The 17,780-nt window shown below is 56.9% G+C and carries 18 protein-coding genes; 14 read left to right on the top strand and 4 right to left on the bottom strand.

Going from position 1 to position 17,780, the window contains the following annotated elements:
* On the bottom strand, positions 1 to 1,521 hold the full coding sequence (dnaA, locus tag HX801_RS17245) for a chromosomal replication initiator protein DnaA (protein WP_032868695.1): 1,521 nt from the start codon (positions 1,519 to 1,521) through the stop codon (positions 1 to 3).
* 585 nt (positions 1,522 to 2,106) lie between these two features.
* Here dnaA and rpmH point away from each other — a divergent pair.
* From rpmH to mnmE, 5 genes are all read left to right on the top strand, one after another.
* The gene (rpmH, locus tag HX801_RS17240; protein ID WP_003213577.1) at positions 2,107 to 2,241 is read left to right on the top strand and encodes a 50S ribosomal protein L34; all 135 of its coding nucleotides are present in this window, start codon (positions 2,107 to 2,109) and stop codon (positions 2,239 to 2,241) included.
* A gap of 16 nt (positions 2,242 to 2,257) precedes the next feature.
* Entirely contained in the window at positions 2,258 to 2,662 is a 405-nt protein-coding gene (gene rnpA, locus HX801_RS17235; protein ID WP_010168490.1) for a ribonuclease P protein component, read from the top strand.
* Complete coding sequence (gene yidD, locus HX801_RS17230; RefSeq protein ID WP_003213574.1) at positions 2,655 to 2,900, top strand: membrane protein insertion efficiency factor YidD; 246 nt, start codon at positions 2,655 to 2,657, stop codon at positions 2,898 to 2,900. The genes rnpA and yidD overlap by 8 nt, the downstream gene beginning before the upstream one ends.
* A 2-nt stretch (positions 2,901 to 2,902) precedes the next feature.
* A complete protein-coding gene (gene yidC, locus HX801_RS17225) occupies positions 2,903 to 4,585 on the top strand; it encodes a membrane protein insertase YidC (protein ID WP_003213572.1) in 1,683 nt (560 codons plus the stop codon).
* An 80-nt stretch (positions 4,586 to 4,665) separates the two neighbouring features.
* Positions 4,666 to 6,036: a tRNA uridine-5-carboxymethylaminomethyl(34) synthesis GTPase MnmE gene (gene mnmE, locus HX801_RS17220; protein WP_134327611.1), complete on the top strand. Its 1,371-nt coding sequence runs from the start codon at positions 4,666 to 4,668 to the stop codon at positions 6,034 to 6,036.
* Between the two features lie 22 nt (positions 6,037 to 6,058).
* Here the strand turns inward: mnmE and HX801_RS17215 are convergent, their stop codons facing one another.
* The 3 genes from HX801_RS17215 to HX801_RS17205 all read right to left on the bottom strand — a co-directional run bounded on the left by HX801_RS17215 (position 6,059) and on the right by HX801_RS17205 (position 10,044).
* Entirely contained in the window at positions 6,059 to 8,500 is a 2,442-nt protein-coding gene (locus HX801_RS17215) for a TonB-dependent siderophore receptor (RefSeq protein ID WP_102370204.1), read from the bottom strand.
* Positions 8,501 to 8,593: 93 nt separating this feature from the next.
* Positions 8,594 to 9,538 carry a FecR domain-containing protein gene (locus HX801_RS17210; RefSeq protein ID WP_087694576.1) on the bottom strand — a complete coding sequence of 315 codons (945 nt, stop codon included), beginning with the start codon at positions 9,536 to 9,538 and terminating at the stop codon, positions 8,594 to 8,596.
* Positions 9,538 to 10,044, bottom strand: coding sequence for a sigma-70 family RNA polymerase sigma factor (locus HX801_RS17205; protein ID WP_008439546.1), 507 nt, complete (start codon positions 10,042 to 10,044; stop codon positions 9,538 to 9,540). Before HX801_RS17205 ends, HX801_RS17210 begins: the two co-directional genes overlap by 1 nt.
* 586 nt (positions 10,045 to 10,630) lie before the next feature.
* Here HX801_RS17205 and mnmG point away from each other — a divergent pair.
* The 9 genes from mnmG (at position 10,631) to HX801_RS17160 (ending at position 17,771) form a co-directional block, all read left to right on the top strand.
* Positions 10,631 to 12,523 (top strand): tRNA uridine-5-carboxymethylaminomethyl(34) synthesis enzyme MnmG, encoded by a 1,893-nt coding sequence (mnmG, locus tag HX801_RS17200; protein WP_177022416.1) that lies wholly within the window; start codon positions 10,631 to 10,633, stop codon positions 12,521 to 12,523.
* Entirely contained in the window at positions 12,520 to 13,164 is a 645-nt protein-coding gene (gene rsmG / locus HX801_RS17195) for a 16S rRNA (guanine(527)-N(7))-methyltransferase RsmG (protein ID WP_003213561.1), read from the top strand. The genes mnmG and rsmG overlap by 4 nt, the downstream gene beginning before the upstream one ends.
* 18 nt (positions 13,165 to 13,182) lie before the next feature.
* Positions 13,183 to 13,980 (top strand): ParA family protein, encoded by a 798-nt coding sequence (locus HX801_RS17190; protein WP_003213559.1) that lies wholly within the window; start codon positions 13,183 to 13,185, stop codon positions 13,978 to 13,980.
* A gap of 9 nt (positions 13,981 to 13,989) precedes the next feature.
* Complete coding sequence (locus tag HX801_RS17185) at positions 13,990 to 14,862, top strand: ParB/RepB/Spo0J family partition protein (protein ID WP_063033750.1); 873 nt, start codon at positions 13,990 to 13,992, stop codon at positions 14,860 to 14,862.
* A 148-nt stretch (positions 14,863 to 15,010) separates the two neighbouring features.
* On the top strand, positions 15,011 to 15,418 hold the full coding sequence (locus HX801_RS17180; protein ID WP_003213556.1) for a F0F1 ATP synthase subunit I: 408 nt from the start codon (positions 15,011 to 15,013) through the stop codon (positions 15,416 to 15,418).
* 16 nt (positions 15,419 to 15,434) lie between these two features.
* Complete coding sequence (atpB, locus tag HX801_RS17175; RefSeq protein ID WP_003213554.1) at positions 15,435 to 16,304, top strand: F0F1 ATP synthase subunit A; 870 nt, start codon at positions 15,435 to 15,437, stop codon at positions 16,302 to 16,304.
* A 133-nt stretch (positions 16,305 to 16,437) separates the two neighbouring features.
* On the top strand, positions 16,438 to 16,695 hold the full coding sequence (gene atpE, locus HX801_RS17170; RefSeq protein ID WP_002555987.1) for a F0F1 ATP synthase subunit C: 258 nt from the start codon (positions 16,438 to 16,440) through the stop codon (positions 16,693 to 16,695).
* A 56-nt stretch (positions 16,696 to 16,751) separates the two neighbouring features.
* Positions 16,752 to 17,222, top strand: coding sequence for a F0F1 ATP synthase subunit B (locus tag HX801_RS17165; protein ID WP_008439543.1), 471 nt, complete (start codon positions 16,752 to 16,754; stop codon positions 17,220 to 17,222).
* A 12-nt stretch (positions 17,223 to 17,234) separates the two neighbouring features.
* Complete coding sequence (locus tag HX801_RS17160; protein WP_003213551.1) at positions 17,235 to 17,771, top strand: F0F1 ATP synthase subunit delta; 537 nt, start codon at positions 17,235 to 17,237, stop codon at positions 17,769 to 17,771.
* Positions 17,772 to 17,780: the final 9 nt, after the last annotated feature.

The following is a 17,780-nucleotide window of genomic DNA, read 5'->3' as shown; positions in this document are numbered from 1 at the left end:
TCAAGTAGTCAGTGTACGCAGCAGGTTCTTGTAGTCCTCGCGAATATCCGCGTCGGATTCCTTAAGTTCGTTGATCTTGCGGCACGCGTGCAAGACCGTGGTGTGGTCGCGACCGCCAAACACATCACCAATTTCCGGCAGGCTGTGGTTGGTCAGCTCTTTCGAGAGCGCCATCGCTACCTGGCGGGGACGTGCTACCGAGCGCGAACGGCGCTTGGACAGCAGGTCGGAAATCTTGATCTTGTAATACTCGGCCACGGTGCGCTGGATGTTATCCACACTCACCAGCTTGTCTTGCAACGCCAGCAGGTCTTTCAGGGATTCGCGAATCAGCTCGATGGTGATGTCACGACCCATGAAGTGCGAGTGAGCGATGACCCGCTTGAGTGCGCCTTCCAGTTCACGCACGTTGGAGCGAATGCGCTGGGCGATAAAGAACGCGGCGTCGTGCGGCAGGTCGACTTTGGCCTGGTCGGCCTTTTTCATCAGGATCGCGACGCGGGTTTCAAGCTCCGGCGGTTCTACCGCTACGGTCAGGCCCCAGCCGAAGCGCGACTTCAGGCGCTCTTCCAGGCCTTCGATTTCCTTCGGATAACGGTCACTGGTCAGGATGACCTGCTGGCCACCTTCGAGCAACGCGTTGAACGTGTGGAAAAACTCTTCCTGGGAACGTTCCTTGCGGGCGAAGAATTGAATGTCATCGATCAGCAAGGCATCAACGGAACGGTAGAACCGCTTGAACTCGTTGATGGCGTTGAGCTGCAACGCCTTGACCATATCGGCCACGAAGCGCTCCGAGTGCAGGTACACGACCTTGGCATTCGGGTTCTTCTTTAATAGGTGGTTACCCACGGCGTGCATCAAGTGAGTTTTACCCAAGCCAACGCCACCATAAAGGAAGAGCGGGTTGTAACCGTGCTTGGGATTGTCGGCGACCTGCCAGGCAGCCGCGCGGGCCAGCTGGTTGGATTTACCTTCGACAAAGTTCTCAAAGGTGAACGTGCGGTTCAGATAGCTGGTGTGCTTGAGCGCACCCTCTACCTGGACGGTGCGCTGTTCGGCACGAACCGGGGCCTGTTGTGAGCTGGCGCCGGCCATTGGGTCAAAGCTGTCGCGGGACGGCTCTTCATTTATAGGCGCGTTTTTCTGCGACGAGGATTTCGAAGGCGTCTGGGCGACCGGGGCTGGCGAGTTATTAACAGGTGCCGCAGCGGCCTGAGCCTGGGAGGCACTGGCTGCCAACGGTGCATTCGGCGCAGCACGAGGTGCCGAGCTACGTTTGCTGCCTATTAATAAGGAGAGCACCGGAGCAAGCCCGTTGCCATGTTCATCGAGCAATTCGAGAACGCGGCTCAGGTATTTCTCGTTGACCCAGTCGAGAACAAAACGATTGGGTGCGTAGACACGCAACTCGTCGCCTTCGGCTTCGACCTGTAGCGGACGGATCCAGGTGTTGAATTGCTGGGCAGGCAGCTCATCGCGCAAAAGCTCCACGCACTGCTGCCAAAGTTCCACTGACACGGATATCCCCTAAGTTGAAAGCCGGTGAGGCAAAAACAGCCGCCATTGTAGCGGCCAGCCGCCCACTTATCCACATGTAGGTTGCTCACAGGGCGCCAAGAATCAATGCCTTAACCGTAAAAAAGGCGACAAATGGTCTGTGCATAAGCTCTGTGGATAAGCGCCCCTAAGCTCGTTGTACAAGTGGGGTCGAAAGTCTGTGGGTAACTGGCCTGTGGATAACTAGCCATTCCACACACAGCTTATCCGATAGCGCAGCACAGGCAGAGCACCGTTTCTCCCCCGTGTTGTCATTCTCTGTACAGCCCGTAGAATATGGCCTCAAGGCAGTTATCCACAGAAGATGGGGTGCCTAGCTTTTATAAGCTTTACAGAAAAGCTTTAAATAACTTCCTTCTTTATTTTTATATCTATGGCATTGCTCGTGAAAGGCGAATCGCCCGGATTCGGTCCGCAGGCCTCCAGATATCTAATTAAAGGAAAAGCTGGTTGGAAATTGACCTAGAGGCTTGCTTTCTCTAGAATCGCCGGTCTCTTAAAACGGGGGCCATTCCGGCCCGTTGTGGACGAACCAGGTAACACGCCATGAAACGTACTTTCCAACCAAGCACCATCAAACGCGCCCGTACTCACGGCTTCCGTGCTCGCATGGCCACCAAGAACGGCCGTGCTGTCCTGTCGCGTCGCCGCGCCAAAGGTCGTGCGCGTCTGGCAGTTTGATAATCCGGTACTGGTGGTGAGTCAGGACTTCAGTCGGGAAAAGCGTCTGCTAACCCCCCGGCATTTCAAGGCAGTCTTTGACTCCCCCACCGGCAAGGTTCCGGGGAAAAATCTCCTGCTCCTTGCGCGTAACAACGATCTGGATCACCCCCGTCTCGGGTTGGTGATCGGCAAGAAGAGCGTAAAGCTCTCCGTTGAGCGCAATCGCCTCAAGCGTCTGATGCGCGAATCGTTTCGCCTCCACCAGGAAACTCTGGTTGGTTGGGATATTGTTATCGTCGCGCGCAAAGGCTTGGGGGACGTAGAAAACCCCGAATTGATTCAGCATTTCGGCAAGCTCTGGAAACGTTTGGCTCGTACCAACAAGCCAGCACCAGCTGTCAGCACCGAAACTGTAGGGGTAGACAGTACTGATGCGTAAACTGGCCCTCGTTCCGATCCAGTTTTACCGCTATGCCATTAGTCCCCTGATGGCAAACCACTGTCGTTTCTACCCCAGTTGTTCCTGCTACGCGTTGGAAGCCATAGAAAATCATGGCCTTCTGCGCGGTGGCTGGCTGACCTTTCGTCGTTTAGGTCGCTGTCATCCGTGGAATCCCGGTGGTTATGACCCGGTTCCGCCTATCCCTACCTCCCGTTCTTCTTCGATGGCCGAGTAATCATGGATATTAAACGCACGATCCTGATCGTCGCCCTGGCAATCGTGTCCTACTCTATGGTTCTTAAGTGGAACCAGGATTATGGCCAAGCTGCCCTGCCGACTCAGAATGTTGCTACCAATCAGTCGGCGCCGGCTATTCCGGATACGCCACTGGGTAACAATGCTGCCGCCAGTGCCGATGTACCCAGCGCGAATGCCGATACCAGTACCCCGGTAGAAACCCCGGTCGTCACCAATAAAGACCTCATCCATGTAAAAACGGATGTACTGGACCTGGCAATCGACCCACAGGGTGGTGATATCGCCCAGCTCAAGCTGCCGCTGTATCCACGTCGCCAAGACCATCCGGATGTTCCGTTCCAGCTGTTCGATAACGGTGGCGAACGTGTATATCTGGCGCAAAGTGGCCTGACCGGTACTGACGGTCCGGATGCTCGTGCTACCGGTCGTCCGGTTTATTCGACCGAACAGAAGACTTATCAACTGGCCGATGGCCAGAACCAGTTGAACGTCGACCTGAAATTCAGTCACGACGGCGTCAACTACATCAAGCGTTTCAGCTTCACCCGCGGTTTGTACGATCTGAAAGTCACTTACCTGATCGACAACGAAAGCGCGAAGCCGTGGACGGGCAACCTGTTTGCCCAGCTCAAGCGTGACAACAGCGCCGATCCTTCTTCCAGCACCGCCACCGGCACCGCGACGTACCTGGGCGCAGCCCTGTGGACAAGTAGCGAGCCGTACAAAAAAGTGTCGATGAAAGATATCGACAAGGGCGCGCTGAAAGAAACCGTTCAAGGTGGCTGGGTTGCCTGGTTGCAACACTACTTCGTGACCGCATGGATCCCGAACAAAGGTGATGCCAACCTGGTTCAAACCCGCAAAGACAGCCAAGGCAACTACATCATTGGCTTTACTGGCCCGACGTTGACCGTCGCTCCGGGTGCCAAGGCTGAAGCCAGCGCCACGTTGTACGCCGGTCCGAAGAGCCAGGCAGTCCTCAAAGAGTTATCCCCAGGTCTGGAACTGACTGTGGATTACGGCATTCTGTGGTTCATTGCCCAGCCGATTTTCTGGCTGCTGCAACATATCCACAGCATTGTGGGTAACTGGGGCTTCTCGATTATCCTGCTGACCATGCTGATCAAGGGGATCTTCTTCCCACTGTCGGCCGCCAGCTACAAGTCGATGGCGCGTATGCGTGCCGTGGCCCCGAAACTGGCTGCGCTGAAAGAACAACATGGCGATGACCGGCAGAAAATGTCCCAGGCCATGATGGAGCTGTACAAGAAAGAGAAGATCAACCCGTTGGGTGGATGCTTGCCGATTCTGGTGCAGATGCCGGTATTCCTGTCGCTGTACTGGGTGCTCCTGGAAAGCGTGGAAATGCGCCAGGCTCCGTTCATGTTGTGGATAACTGACCTGTCGATCAAAGACCCGTTCTTTATCCTGCCGATCATCATGGGCGCGACCATGTTCATCCAGCAGCGCCTGAACCCGACTCCGCCGGACCCGATGCAGGCCAAGGTAATGAAAATGATGCCAATCATCTTCACCTTCTTCTTCCTGTGGTTCCCGGCTGGTCTGGTGCTGTACTGGGTGGTCAACAACTGCCTGTCGATCTCCCAACAGTGGTACATCACACGTAAAATCGAAGCGGCTACCAAAAAAGCCGAGGCGTAATTTACTCTGTGGATAACACCACTCAAGACGCCCCCTAGTGGGGCGTTTTGCTTTCTGTCACTTTTATCCGGGTACCCGCCATGAGCGCTCCTCGTGAAACCATCGCCGCTGTCGCCACCGCTCAAGGTCGTGGTGGTGTCGGTATCGTTCGTATTTCCGGGCCGCTCGCCAGCGTGGCGGCCCAGGCCATCAGCGGGCGGGAACTGAAGCCGAGGTATGCGCATTACGGGCCGTTTTTAGGTGCTGATGAAGAAGTGCTGGATGAAGGTATCGCCCTTTATTTCCCGGGGCCGAACTCCTTTACCGGCGAAGACGTCCTGGAGCTGCAAGGCCACGGCGGCCCGATCGTTCTGGACATGCTGCTGCAGCGTTGCCTGCAGTTGGGTTGCCGCCTGGCACGTCCGGGTGAATTCAGCGAACGCGCGTTCCTCAACGACAAACTCGACCTGGCCCAGGCCGAGGCGATTGCCGACCTGATCGAAGCCAGCTCTGCACAAGCTGCGCGCAATGCGTTGCGCTCGTTGCAGGGCGCGTTTTCCCTGCGTGTGCATAACCTCACCGAGCAATTGATCAGCTTGCGCATCTACGTGGAGGCCGCGATTGATTTCCCGGAGGAAGAAATCGACTTCCTTGCCGATGGCCATGTCCTGGCGATGCTGGATAAGGTTCGCGATGAGTTATCCACAGTGCTGCGCGAAGCCGGGCAAGGTGCCTTGCTGCGTGACGGTATGACCGTGGTGATTGCCGGCCGTCCCAACGCCGGCAAGTCGAGCCTGCTCAATGCCCTGGCCGGGCGAGAGGCCGCGATCGTCACCGAGATCGCCGGCACCACGCGGGATATCCTGCGCGAACATATCCACATCGATGGCATGCCCCTGCATGTGGTGGACACCGCTGGACTGCGTGACACCGATGACCAGGTGGAAAAGATCGGGGTGGAACGCGCGTTGAAGGCCATCACGGAAGCTGACCGCGTGTTGCTGGTGGTGGATGCCACCGCGCCAGAGGCTGCAGACCCGTTCGCACTGTGGCCGGAATTCCTCGAACAACGGCCGGACCCGGCCAAGGTCACGCTGATTCGCAACAAGGCTGACCTGACGGGCGAGGCAATTGCCCTGGAAGTCAGTGAAGATGGCCACGTGACAATCAGCTTGAGTGCCAAGGCTGCAGGAGAAGGGCTGGAACTGCTGCGCGATCATCTGAAAGCGTGCATGGGCTACGAGCAGACTTCGGAAAGCAGCTTCAGCGCTCGTCGCAGGCACCTGGAGGCACTGCGGCATGCCAGCGCCGCCCTCGAGCATGGCCGTGCGCAACTGACGCTGGCAGGAGCCGGTGAGCTGCTGGCTGAGGATTTACGCCAGGCGCAGCAGCTGTTGGGTGAGATCACCGGCGCATTCAGCTCCGATGATTTGTTGGGGCGGATCTTTTCAAGCTTCTGTATCGGGAAATAGGCGGTTATCCACAGCTGGCTGGTTACCAGTTGTAGGAAACAGTTCCGAGTAGCGTCCGGCTTTCACCCCAGTAGCAGCGGCCCGCATCGTTGCAGCCGGACACATACTCCTTGTCGAACAGGTTCTTCGCGTTCACGTCTACCGACCAGTGCTGGTCAATCTGGTAACCAATGGCGGCATCCACCAACGTCACGCTTCCAGCATCCAGCTTCCCGTATAGAGAAGGCGCGGTGTAAGCGAAAGTGCTGTCGAAGTAGCGCACGCCGCCACCGACGGACAAGCCCTTGAGCTGGCCATCAAGAAAGCGGTATTTGCCCCAGACCGAAGCCTGATTACGCGGAACACCGGTCATCTGGTGACCTTCCACGAGCGACGTTGCCGAATCCTTGGTAATCCGAGCATCGGTGTAGGTGTAGGCCGCAGTCACGTTCAAATTAGGTGTGAGGTTGCTGTTGACCTCCACTTCCACACCCTTGGCCCGGCTTTCGCCGACCTGGCGGTAGGTATTGGTCGTGGCGTCGAGGTACGTGTCGTCCTGCTTGCGCAAGTCATAGACCGACAACGTCATCGCCGTGTCCCAGCCGATCGGCTCGTACTTGAGGCCTACTTCGTATTGACTGCTGGTGATCGGGTCCAGCGGTGTGCCGGCATTGGAGATCTGCTGTACCGGAACGAACGCGGTCGAGTAGCTGACATATGGCGTCAGGCCATTGTCGAACTGGTACATGATCCCGCCCTGATAGGTGAACTTGCGGTCTTCAGAGCTGATGTTGCCGGCCTTGGCCACCTTGTCGCGAAAATCACTGTCGACCCAGTCCTGCCGCCCGCCGAGCAAGAATAACCAGTGGTCATACTTGCTCTGAAGCTGTGCATAAACACCTTTCATCTGCTGTTCGAGCAACGTGTTTTGCACCGCGAGAGGCGTCAATGGATCCCTCAGGTACACCGGGTTATACACATTGATCGTGCCTGCAAATCCGGCATTCCAATCCTGGCTGAACGAGGTACGGTCATAGCTGGCACCGAACAGCACGGTATTTTCCAGCCCGCCTACCTGGAATTTGCCTTCCAACTGGTTATCCAGCGAGTAGACCATCGATTTGTTGTAGCGGTCGTAGGCATTCATGTTCAGCTGTGTGCCGAACCCCGCATTATTCAGGTTGCCTGGCCAGGTTTCATGGCGGGTGATTCGCGACTGCATGTAGCGCGAGTTCTGCCGAAACTGCCAGTCATCGTTGAAGCTGTGGCTGAACTCGTAGCCGGTGCTCCAGGTTTCCCGTTCGAAGGTGTTCCAATCCGGGTCACCGAGCATGGTGTGCTTGGAGAGCTTTCCGTTGGGGTTGGTCAGTAACGTGCCTGCTGCAGGTAGGCCAAGTTCAAGATTGGTGTGGTCTTTCTGGTAGTTGGCCAGCAGCGTCAGGGTGTTGTAGTCGTCGAAATTGAGGGTCAGGGACGGTGCGATATACAGACGGTCATCGGGAACGTGATCGGTCTGGGTGTCGGACTTCCTGCCGAGCATCACCACCCGTCCAAGGATATTGCCGCTGTCGTCCAAGGGACCGGAGATATCCACACCCACCTGGCGCCGGTTATTAGAACCGTAGGTCAGCTGAACTTCGCCTTGTGGTGTAGCTGTCGGGTGTTTACTCACCAGGTTGACCAGGCCACCGGGTGCGTTTTCGCCGTAGAGCAGGGAAGAAGGGCCACGGAATATCTCCACCCGTTCCAGGCCATAAGGTTCGCTGGTGGTGTCATACCGGTTGCCTTGGACTCGCAAGCCATCGCGCAGCAGGCCGTAGCCATAATCCGTGGCGTTGAAACCGCGAATGAAGAACAAGTCACCGGCCAGCCCGTCGCCCGCAGCGAAGGGAGGGGCAAAGATTCCCGGCACATAGCCCAGCACTTCTGTGAGCGTCTGGGATTTTTGATCCTTGATGCGCTGGCCGGTCACCACCGACACCGAGCGCGGGGTTTCCGACAATGGTGTGCTGGTCTTGGTACCGATTCGGCTGTTTTGCGCCTTGTAACCTACGTCCCCGGCAATTTCCTGATTGAACCCAGTCTGTTGATACGTGCTGACAGTAGTGGGGGCCAGCATGAGCTGTTCCCCGCTCGCAGCCGGCTGCAGCGCGTAGCTGCCGGGGCCTTGAACCGCCGCCTGCAATCCCGAGTTTTGCAGCAATAACGCAAACCCTTGCTCCACCGAGTAGTCACCCTCCAGCCCAGGACTTTGCAGGCGCGCCGTCTGCTGCGGCGAGAATGACAGAATCACATTGGCCTTCGACGCGAATTGGCTCAAGGCATTGTCGAGTGGCCCGGAGGCGATCACGTAATGTTGCACTGGGCTGGCAGCAATGGCCCGAGTGCATAGCAAGGTGCTGGCAGTCGCTGCCGTGGCCAGCAGCAAGCCATACGTGATGCCGTGATGGGAGAGACGCTGGCGAAGTTTTGTAGGAAGGCGCATGTGTGAGTAAGCCCTGAAGGTAGCATCGTGATTACCTGTAGGGCCGCGCCAGGTAAAAAAAAGATAACCCCCGCTGAGAGTATTTTTTCAGTATCAAGCTGTAAGCGTGACGGAGACCCAATAGCGCGTGAAATACTTCACGTGGATCGGCAGCGTGACCTGCAGGTTGGCCAATACGGCGTCGGTGGAATCCAGACGGAAAGTGCCGGACACCCGCAGCCGCGCTGATGCGGCATCGCACTGCATAACGCCCGGCCGATAGCGCGCCAGTTCGTCGATGACATCCCCCAGTCGCGCATCCAGAACGATCAGTTGGCCGTCGACCCATGCGGCTTGGTTCCCGCGATAGATATGGCTGGGGCCTACGTCTTGCGTGCCGAAGTCGACACTTTCACCAGGTCCGAGCACTCGGCTATGGGCCGGCTGGTCGACGGGTTGCACGCTGACCCGGTCTTCCAGCACACCAACCCGCGTCGACCCTTGCAGTTGGCGAACAGTGAACCGCGTACCCAAGGCTTGAACACGACCCTCATGGGTTTCGACATAAAACGGTGTTTGCCGGCCCGACTTTCCGGTGTGGATAAGTACTTCCCCCTCACGCAAACGGACCAGTCGCTGCTGCCCATCGAAAAGTACGTCGATAGCCGTGTTCGTATTGAGGTCAATTTGAGTGCCGTCGGCCAACCCGATTCGCCGTCGTTCGCCGACCTTGGTCCGATAGTCAGCCCAGAGGTTGCCCAGGGATGTGTGTTGTTGAACGTTCCACCCCAAGTACCCGGCGGCACCGAGCATCAGCATCAGCTTGAGCACTTGCCGCCGTTGTTGACTGGCCGAGAGCGCACGACGGGTGAAGTCCTTGGGTAGCGCACCGAGGCCACGTTGCAACTGCTCCATCTGGTTCCAGGCCGCCTGATGGGAGGGGTCGCCGTTGAGCCATTGCTGCCAGGCACTTTGTTGCGCGGGTGTCGGTGGCTGCGATTGAAATTGCACGTACCAACTGGCGGCGGCTTCGAACGTCTTGCGATCCGGGGCAGCCATTACATGCCCGCCATGATCAAGGCGCATTCAGTCAGGGCCCGAACCATATGTTTCTTGACGGTGGTCAGCGAGACACGCAACTGATCGGCGATCTGTTGATAAGTCAGGCCTTCGACCTGGGACAGCATGAAAATTCGCCTGGCCCGCTCCCCCAGCCCACACAAGGCTTTATCCACAGCAACGAGGGTTTCAATGATGATGGCCTTGTCTTCTTCACTGATTGCGATCGCTTCGGGCCGGTCTGCCAGGGTTTGCAGATAGGCCTGCTCAATGGCGCGGCGACGATAGCGGTCAATCACCAGTCCCCGGGCAACTGTGGCCAGATAGTCCCTGGGCTCGAGGATCTGCGTCGCATTGCGGCCCCCCAGGATCCGCACGAACGTATCGTGTGCCACGTCAGCTGCATCGCAGGCGTTATGCAACTTTCCCTTGAGCCAGCTGTGCAACCACGAATGGTGCTGCTCATAGATGTGTTGGACTGCAACGGTATGCGAGGGAAGGGCCATGAGAGGTGACGAGGCAGGTTAATGATAATAACTATTATTAACTGCCGTGACGCTTTCTCACAATAGGCGTTCCATCAACCCGTTTCACAAATGCAAATGAACTGTTTCCTGCCTGACCGAGGATTTTCGGAGGCATCTGCCTGCCTGAAACTTATCGGGATCCGTATTTTCTGTGGATTAAGCCCTGTGAATAACCGCCCCTGTGCCCGGTTGATAACCAGGCTTGAAACCTGAGTAAAAACCCCTCTGTGGATAACCACCCGTTTAATCCACAGGCTTAAAGCACTTATCCAAGGGCCTCATTGGCACCTAACCACAGACTTTAGAATCTCTGTACATATCGTAAATAAAGGCCTGTAGAGATCTATCCACAGAAACATGCCTCAGTAGAAATAAACATAAAAACAAAGATTTAATAAATTTCTCTCTTTTAATTTCTATTGTTCGTGATTCATCCACAGCTGGTTAAATTTTGTGCAAAGGGTTCTTTAGGAAGGGCGAAGTCCCTATACTTGCCGACTCGTTCGAAAACCTGATCTCGAACGCTCATTCCTAATTACCTACAGAAGCAGGCACGAGGTGCGTGGTGGATTTCCCTTCCCGTTTTGAAGTGATCGTCATCGGCGGCGGTCATGCCGGTACCGAGGCAGCACTGGCGTCAGCACGCATGGGGGCAAAAACCCTGTTGCTGACGCATAACGTGGAAACCCTCGGCGCCATGAGCTGCAACCCCGCGATTGGCGGGATTGGCAAAAGCCATCTGGTCAAGGAAATCGATGCCCTCGGCGGCGCGATGGCCATGGCTACCGACAAAGGTGGTATTCAATTTCGCGTATTGAACAGTCGCAAAGGCCCGGCCGTACGAGCCACACGTGCTCAAGCCGACCGCATCCTGTACAAGGCCGCTGTCCGCGAAACCCTGGAAAACCAGCCGAACCTGTGGATATTTCAACAGGCAGCCGATGACCTGATCGTCGAACAAGACCAGGTACGCGGTGTTGTCACGCAAATGGGCCTGCGTTTCTTCGCAGAATCCGTGGTGTTGACCACCGGTACCTTCCTCGGCGGACTTATCCACATCGGTATGCAGAACTATTCCGGTGGCCGCGCCGGTGATCCACCGTCAATCGCCTTGGCTCAGCGCCTTCGCGAACTGCCACTGCGTGTTGGTCGCCTGAAAACCGGCACGCCGCCGCGAATTGATGGCCGGTCTGTGGATTTCTCGGTGATGACCGAGCAAGCCGGCGATACACCGATCCCGGTGATGTCGTTCATGGGCTCCAAGGAACAGCATCCAAAGCAGGTCAGTTGCTGGATTACCCATACCAACGCCCGCACCCACGAAATCATTGCTGCGAACCTCGACCGTTCGCCGATGTATTCCGGGGTGATCGAAGGTATTGGCCCGCGCTACTGCCCGTCGATCGAAGACAAGATCCACCGCTTTGCCGACAAGGAAAGCCACCAGGTGTTTATCGAACCGGAAGGTCTGACTACCCACGAGCTGTACCCGAACGGGATTTCAACTTCCTTGCCGTTCGACGTGCAAATCCAGATCGTGCAGTCGATTCGCGGTATGGAAAATGCGCACATCGTGCGTCCTGGCTACGCCATCGAGTACGACTACTTCGACCCGCGTGACCTGAAATACAGCCTGGAAACCAAGGTCATCGGCGGTTTGTTCTTTGCAGGGCAAATCAACGGCACCACCGGTTACGAAGAAGCCGGCGCCCAGGGTTTGCTGGCCGGAACCAACGCGGCACTGCGTGCACAGGGCAAAGACAGCTGGTGCCCGCGTCGCGATGAGGCGTACATCGGTGTGTTGGTCGACGACCTGATCACCCTCGGAACCCAGGAACCGTACCGGATGTTTACGTCCCGGGCCGAATACCGCCTGATCCTGCGGGAAGACAACGCCGACCTGCGCTTGACCGAAAAAGGTCGCGAATTGGGCCTGGTCGACGACGTGCGTTGGGCGGCCTTCTGCAAAAAACGCGAAAGTATCGAGTTGGAAGAGCAACGCCTGAAAAGTACTTGGGTTCGCCCGGGCACCGAGCAAGGCGATGCGATTGCCGAAAAATTCGGCACGCCGCTGACTCACGAATACAACTTGCTGAACCTGCTGTCCCGGCCGGAAATCGACTACGCTGGTCTGATCTCGGTCACCGGCGCTGGCGCAGAAGATCCACAGGTTGCCGAGCAGGTCGAAATCAAGACCAAATACGCCGGTTACATTGACCGTCAGCAGGATGAGATCGCTCGTCTGCGGGCCAGCGAAGACACCAAGCTGCCTGTGGATATCGATTACACAAACATTTCCGGGCTGTCGAAAGAGATCCAAGGCAAGCTGGGGATAACTCGACCGGAGACCCTGGGCCAGGCGTCCCGTATTCCGGGCGTCACGCCGGCAGCCATTTCGCTGTTGATGATTCATTTGAAAAAACGCGGCGCGGGCCGTCATTTGGAGCAAAGCGCTTGAGTTCGTTGGTCACCTCGCAACACGCCGAAGAGTTATCCACAGGTGCTCGCCAGCTTGGCGTCAACCTGACCGAAGCCCAGCACGAGTTGCTGCTGGGTTATCTGGCCCTGTTGATCAAATGGAACAAGGCTTACAACCTCACTGCGGTGCGTGACCCGGACGAAATGGTCTCCCGCCATCTGCTCGACAGTCTCAGCGTGATGCCGTTTATCGAAAACGGCCGCTGGCTCGACGTTGGCAGCGGCGGCGGCATGCCCGGCATCCCGCTGGCGATCCTGTTTCCGGAGTCGCAAGTGACCTGCCTGGACAGCAACGGCAAGAAAACCCGCTTCCTGACCCAGGTCAAACTCGAACTCAAGCTGGATAACCTGCAAGTTATCCACAGTCGCGTCGAAGCCTTTACGCCTGAACAGCCTTTCAACGGAATTGTTTCCCGGGCGTTCAGCAGCATGGAGAACTTCAGCAACTGGACCCGCCACCTCGGCGACCGCGATACCCGTTGGCTGGCAATGAAGGGCGTTCATCCAAGCGACGAGCTGTTAGCATTGCCGGCAGACTTCCACCTCGATAGCGAACACGCCTTGGCCGTACCCGGTTGCCAAGGCCAACGCCATCTGCTGATACTGCGCCGCACGGCATGATTGGGAACACAAGCAAGAATGGCTAAGGTATTCGCGATAGCGAACCAGAAAGGTGGCGTGGGCAAAACCACCACCTGCATCAACCTCGCAGCATCCCTGGTCGCTACCAAGCGTCGGGTGCTGTTGATCGATCTCGATCCACAGGGCAACGCCACCATGGGTAGCGGTGTGGATAAACACGGCCTGGAAAACTCGGTCTACGACTTGCTGATTGGCGAGTGCGACCTGGCCCAGGCCATGCACTTCTCCGAGCACGGCGGTTATCAACTGCTGCCTGCCAACCGCGATTTGACCGCGGCGGAAGTGGTGCTGCTGGAAATGCAGATGAAAGAAAGCCGTCTGCGCAGCGCTCTGGCGCCGATTCGCGAGAATTACGACTACATTTTGATCGACTGCCCGCCGTCGCTGTCGATGCTGACGTTGAACGCACTGGTTGCGGCCGACGGGGTGATTATCCCCATGCAGTGCGAGTATTTTGCGCTCGAAGGCTTGAGCGACCTTGTGGATAACATCAAGCGTATCGCCGAGTTGCTCAACCCGAACCTGCAAATCGAAGGCCTGCTGCGGACCATGTATGACCCGCGCCTGAGCCTGATGAACGATGTGTCGGCACAGCTCAAGGAACACTTCGGCGATCAGCTCTACGACACCGTGATTCCACGTAACATCCGCCTGGCCGAAGCGCCAAGCTATGGCATGCCCGCGCTGGCGTACGACAAGTCTTCCCGCGGCGCCATTGCCTATCTGGCGCTGGCCGGCGAGATGGTTCGCCGTCAACGCCGCAATTCACGCACCGCTGCAGCCCAGCCAACTTAAGGAATCCCCATGGCCGTCAAGAAACGAGGTCTCGGACGTGGACTGGATGCACTGCTGAGTGGTCCGACTGTCACTTCGCTTGAAGAACAGGCAGTGCAGGCCGACGAGCGCGAGCTGCAGCACCTGCCGCTGGACCTGATCCAGCGCGGCAAATACCAGCCGCGCCGGGACATGGACCCGCAGGCGCTGGAGGAATTGGCGAATTCGATCAAGGCCCAGGGCGTGATGCAGCCGATCGTGGTGCGCCCGATTGGTGCTGGCCGCTTTGAAATCATCGCCGGCGAGCGCCGCTGGCGCGCCAGCCAGCAGGCCGGCAAGGAAACCATTCCGGCAATGGTGCGCGATGTGCCGGATGAAACCGCCATCGCCATGGCGTTGATCGAGAACATCCAGCGTGAAGACCTCAATCCGATCGAGGAAGCGATCGCCCTGCAGCGTTTGCAGCAGGAATTCAAACTGACTCAGCAGGAAGTCGCGGATGCGGTGGGCAAGTCCCGGGTTACCGTGTCCAACCTGTTGCGCCTGATCGCGCTGCCGGAAGTCATCAAAACCATGCTTTCCCATGGCGACCTGGAAATGGGTCATGCCCGTGCTTTGCTCGGTTTGCCGGAAAATCAACAGGTTGAGGGGGCGCGACACGTTGTCGCACGAGGCCTCACCGTTCGTCAGACCGAGGCCCTGGTTCGCCAGTGGCTCAGTGGCAAACCTGCACCGGTCGAAACCGCCAAACCTGATCCGGATATTGCACGCCTGGAGCAGCGCCTGGCCGAACGCCTAGGCTCTGCGGTGCAAATTCGTCATGGCAAGAAAGGCAAAGGGCAATTGGTCATCGGATATAACTCATTGGATGAGCTTCAGGGCGTCCTTGCCCACATCCGCTGAAACAATTGCTTCTGTAGCGCGCAGTCGGAAATCACTACCCGGCAGTTGAATAGGGGCAGAACCGCCCCTATACTCTGCGCGCATTTTGTCGGCACAAATTATGCCAAGTTATTGATTTCCGGCAGCCGACCATTGAGGAGCAAGAGTGATGGAAACCCGCACGCCAAACACGTTGCCGTTCCATCGCTTGGCCGTTTTCCCGGTTTTAGTGGCTCAATTTGTCATTTTACTGATCGCCTCTTTGGCGCTCTGGTATTGGTATGGAGTCGTAGCCGGATACTCGGGACTCTGCGGAGGCCTGATAGCCTTGCTGCCCAATATGTATTTTGCTCACAGGGCCTTTCGGTTTTCCGGCGCCCGAGCAGCCCAGGCTATCGTCCGGTCTTTTTATGCCGGCGAGGCGGGGAAATTGATTTTGACGGCAGTGCTGTTTGCACTGACCTTTGCAGGTGTGAAGCCATTGGCGCCGCTGGCTGTATTCGGCGTCTTCGTGTTGACCCAACTGGTCAGCTGGTTCGCTCCCCTGCTAATGAAAACAAGACTTTCGAAACCTTAGGGCGTTTGAGGCAACCATGGCAGAAACAACCGCTTCGGGCTATATCCAGCACCACTTGCAGAACCTGACCTTCGGTCAGCTTCCCAACGGCGGCTGGGGCTTTGCCCACTCCGCAGCAGAAGCCAAAGAAATGGGCTTCTGGGCATTCCACCTGGATACTCTGGGCTGGTCTGTCGCATTGGGTCTGATCTTCGTCCTGATTTTCCGCATGGCGGCAAAGAAGGCGACTTCCGGTCAGCCAGGTGCTTTGCAGAACTTCGTTGAAGTATTGGTCGAATTCGTCGATGGCAGCGTGCGGGACAGCTTCCATGGTCGTAGCGCGGTGATTGCACCGTTGGCACTGACCATCTTCGTCTGGGTGTTCCTGATGAACGCCGTCGACCTGATCCCGGTCGACTGGATTCCTCAGCTGGCCATCCTGATCTCCGGCGATCACCACATTCCATTCCGTGCGGTTTCGACCACGGACCCTAACGCCACCCTGGGCATGGCCCTGTCGGTGTTCGCGTTGATCATTTTCTACAGCATCAAGATCAAGGGCATCGGCGGCTTCATCGGCGAACTGACCCTGCACCCGTTCGGCAGCAAGAACATCTTCGTTCAAGCGCTGCTGATCCCGGTGAACTTCCTGCTGGAGTTCGTGACCCTGGTCGCCAAGCCGATTTCCCTGGCCCTGCGACTGTTCGGCAACATGTATGCCGGCGAGCTGGTGTTCATTCTGATCGCTGTGATGTTCGGCAGTGGTCTGCTCTGGCTTAGCGGCCTGGGCATTGTTCTGCAGTGGGCGTGGGCTGTGTTCCACATCCTGATCATCACCCTGCAGGCGTTTATCTTCATGATGCTGACCATCGTCTACCTGTCGATGGCGCACGAAGAGAACCATTAAGACCAGTCTCGACTAGTCTGATGTCCCTCCCGGTCAAACGGGAGGGTAGCCCTGAAGGGCTATGAAACGATTTGTTTTACCGCTTTAAAATCTAAAAAACCTAAACCATACGACGTAAAAGTCGGGAGGAAAGATGGAAACTGTAGTTGGTCTAACCGCTATCGCTGTTGCACTGTTGATCGGCCTGGGCGCCCTGGGTACTGCCATTGGTTTCGGCCTGCTGGGCGGCAAGTTCCTGGAAGGCGCAGCGCGTCAGCCAGAAATGGTTCCAATGCTGCAAGTTAAAATGTTCATCGTCGCCGGCCTGCTCGACGCCGTGACCATGATCGGTGTTGGTATCGCTCTGTTCTTCACCTTCGCGAACCCCTTCGTTGGTCAACTCGCCGGTTAATCACTCGTTTTTTCGAGTGATTGGTGTGTTGTGCAACGAACGAGCGAGGTATTGGCGTGAACATTAATGCAACCATTATTGGTCAGTCCTTAGCGTTCTTGATTTTTGTAGTTTTCTGCATGAAGTTCGTATGGCCTCCGGTCATCGCGGCTTTGCACGAACGTCAGAAGAAGATCGCAGACGGACTGGACGCTGCCGCACGAGCAGCTCGCGACCTGGAGTTGGCCCAAGATAAAGCGGGTCAACAACTGCGCGAAGCGAAAGCTCAGGCAGCTGAAATCATTGAGCAAGCCAAGAAACGCGGTAACCAGATCGTTGAAGAGGCTGTTGAAAAAGCCCGTATCGACGCTGACCGTGTGAAGGTTCAGGCTCAAGCCGAGATCGAGCAGGAACTGAACGGTGTCAAAGATGCGCTGCGTGCCCAACTGGGTGCTCTGGCCGTCGGCGGTGCTGAGAAGATCCTGGGTGCCACAATCGATCAAAACGCGCACGCGGAGCTGGTAAACAAACTGGCTGCTGAAATTTAAGCGAGGGCGATCATGGCAGAATTGACCACGTTGGCCCGACCTTACGCTAAGGCAGCCTTCGAGCACGCCCAGGCCCACCAGCAGCTGGCCTCTTGGTCAGCCATGCTCGGCCTGGCTGCAGCAGTGTCGCAAGACGACACCATGCAGCGCGTGCTCAAGGCCCCGCGACTGACGAGCGCAGACAAGGCCGCCACGTTTATTGACGTGTGCGGCGACAAGTTTGATGTAAAAGTGCAGAACTTCATCCACGTCGTTGCCGAAAACGACCGTCTCCCGCTTCTGCCGGAGATCGCCGCTCTGTTTGACCTGTACAAGGCCGAACAAGAGAAATCGGTAGATGTTGAAGTGACCAGTGCTTTTGCATTGAACCAAGAACAGCAAGACAAACTCGCCAAGGTTCTCAGTGCACGACTCGACCGGGAAGTGCGCCTGCAAGTTGCGGAGGATGCCACCCTGATTGGTGGTGTCATCATTCGCGCCGGCGACCTGGTTATCGATGGCTCGATTCGCGGCAAACTCGCGAATCTTGCCGAAGCATTGAAATCTTGAGTTTGAAGG

This window comes from Pseudomonas sp. G1002 (genome assembly GCF_013385455.1).
GTDB lineage: Bacteria > Pseudomonadota > Gammaproteobacteria > Pseudomonadales > Pseudomonadaceae > Aquipseudomonas.
This window is presented reverse-complemented; position numbering and strand designations above follow the sequence as displayed.

What these genes read in the sequence shown, in the direction of transcription:
- rpmH (WP_003213577.1), top strand. Translation starts at nt 2,107, where the DNA reads ATGAAACGTACTTTCCAACCAAGCACCATCAAACGCGCCCGTACTCAC.
- yidD (WP_003213574.1), top strand. Translation starts at nt 2,655, where the DNA reads ATGCGTAAACTGGCCCTCGTTCCGATCCAGTTTTACCGCTATGCCATT.
- yidC (WP_003213572.1), top strand. Translation starts at nt 2,903, where the DNA reads ATGGATATTAAACGCACGATCCTGATCGTCGCCCTGGCAATCGTGTCC.
- mnmE (WP_134327611.1), top strand. Translation starts at nt 4,666, where the DNA reads ATGAGCGCTCCTCGTGAAACCATCGCCGCTGTCGCCACCGCTCAAGGT.
- HX801_RS17215 (WP_102370204.1), bottom strand. Translation starts at nt 8,500, where the DNA reads ATGCGCCTTCCTACAAAACTTCGCCAGCGTCTCTCCCATCACGGCATC.
- HX801_RS17210 (WP_087694576.1), bottom strand. Translation starts at nt 9,538, where the DNA reads ATGGCTGCCCCGGATCGCAAGACGTTCGAAGCCGCCGCCAGTTGGTAC.
- HX801_RS17205 (WP_008439546.1), bottom strand. Translation starts at nt 10,044, where the DNA reads ATGGCCCTTCCCTCGCATACCGTTGCAGTCCAACACATCTATGAGCAG.
- HX801_RS17190 (WP_003213559.1), top strand. Translation starts at nt 13,183, where the DNA reads ATGGCTAAGGTATTCGCGATAGCGAACCAGAAAGGTGGCGTGGGCAAA.
- HX801_RS17185 (WP_063033750.1), top strand. Translation starts at nt 13,990, where the DNA reads ATGGCCGTCAAGAAACGAGGTCTCGGACGTGGACTGGATGCACTGCTG.
- HX801_RS17180 (WP_003213556.1), top strand. Translation starts at nt 15,011, where the DNA reads ATGGAAACCCGCACGCCAAACACGTTGCCGTTCCATCGCTTGGCCGTT.
- atpB (WP_003213554.1), top strand. Translation starts at nt 15,435, where the DNA reads ATGGCAGAAACAACCGCTTCGGGCTATATCCAGCACCACTTGCAGAAC.
- atpE (WP_002555987.1), top strand. Translation starts at nt 16,438, where the DNA reads ATGGAAACTGTAGTTGGTCTAACCGCTATCGCTGTTGCACTGTTGATC.
- HX801_RS17160 (WP_003213551.1), top strand. Translation starts at nt 17,235, where the DNA reads ATGGCAGAATTGACCACGTTGGCCCGACCTTACGCTAAGGCAGCCTTC.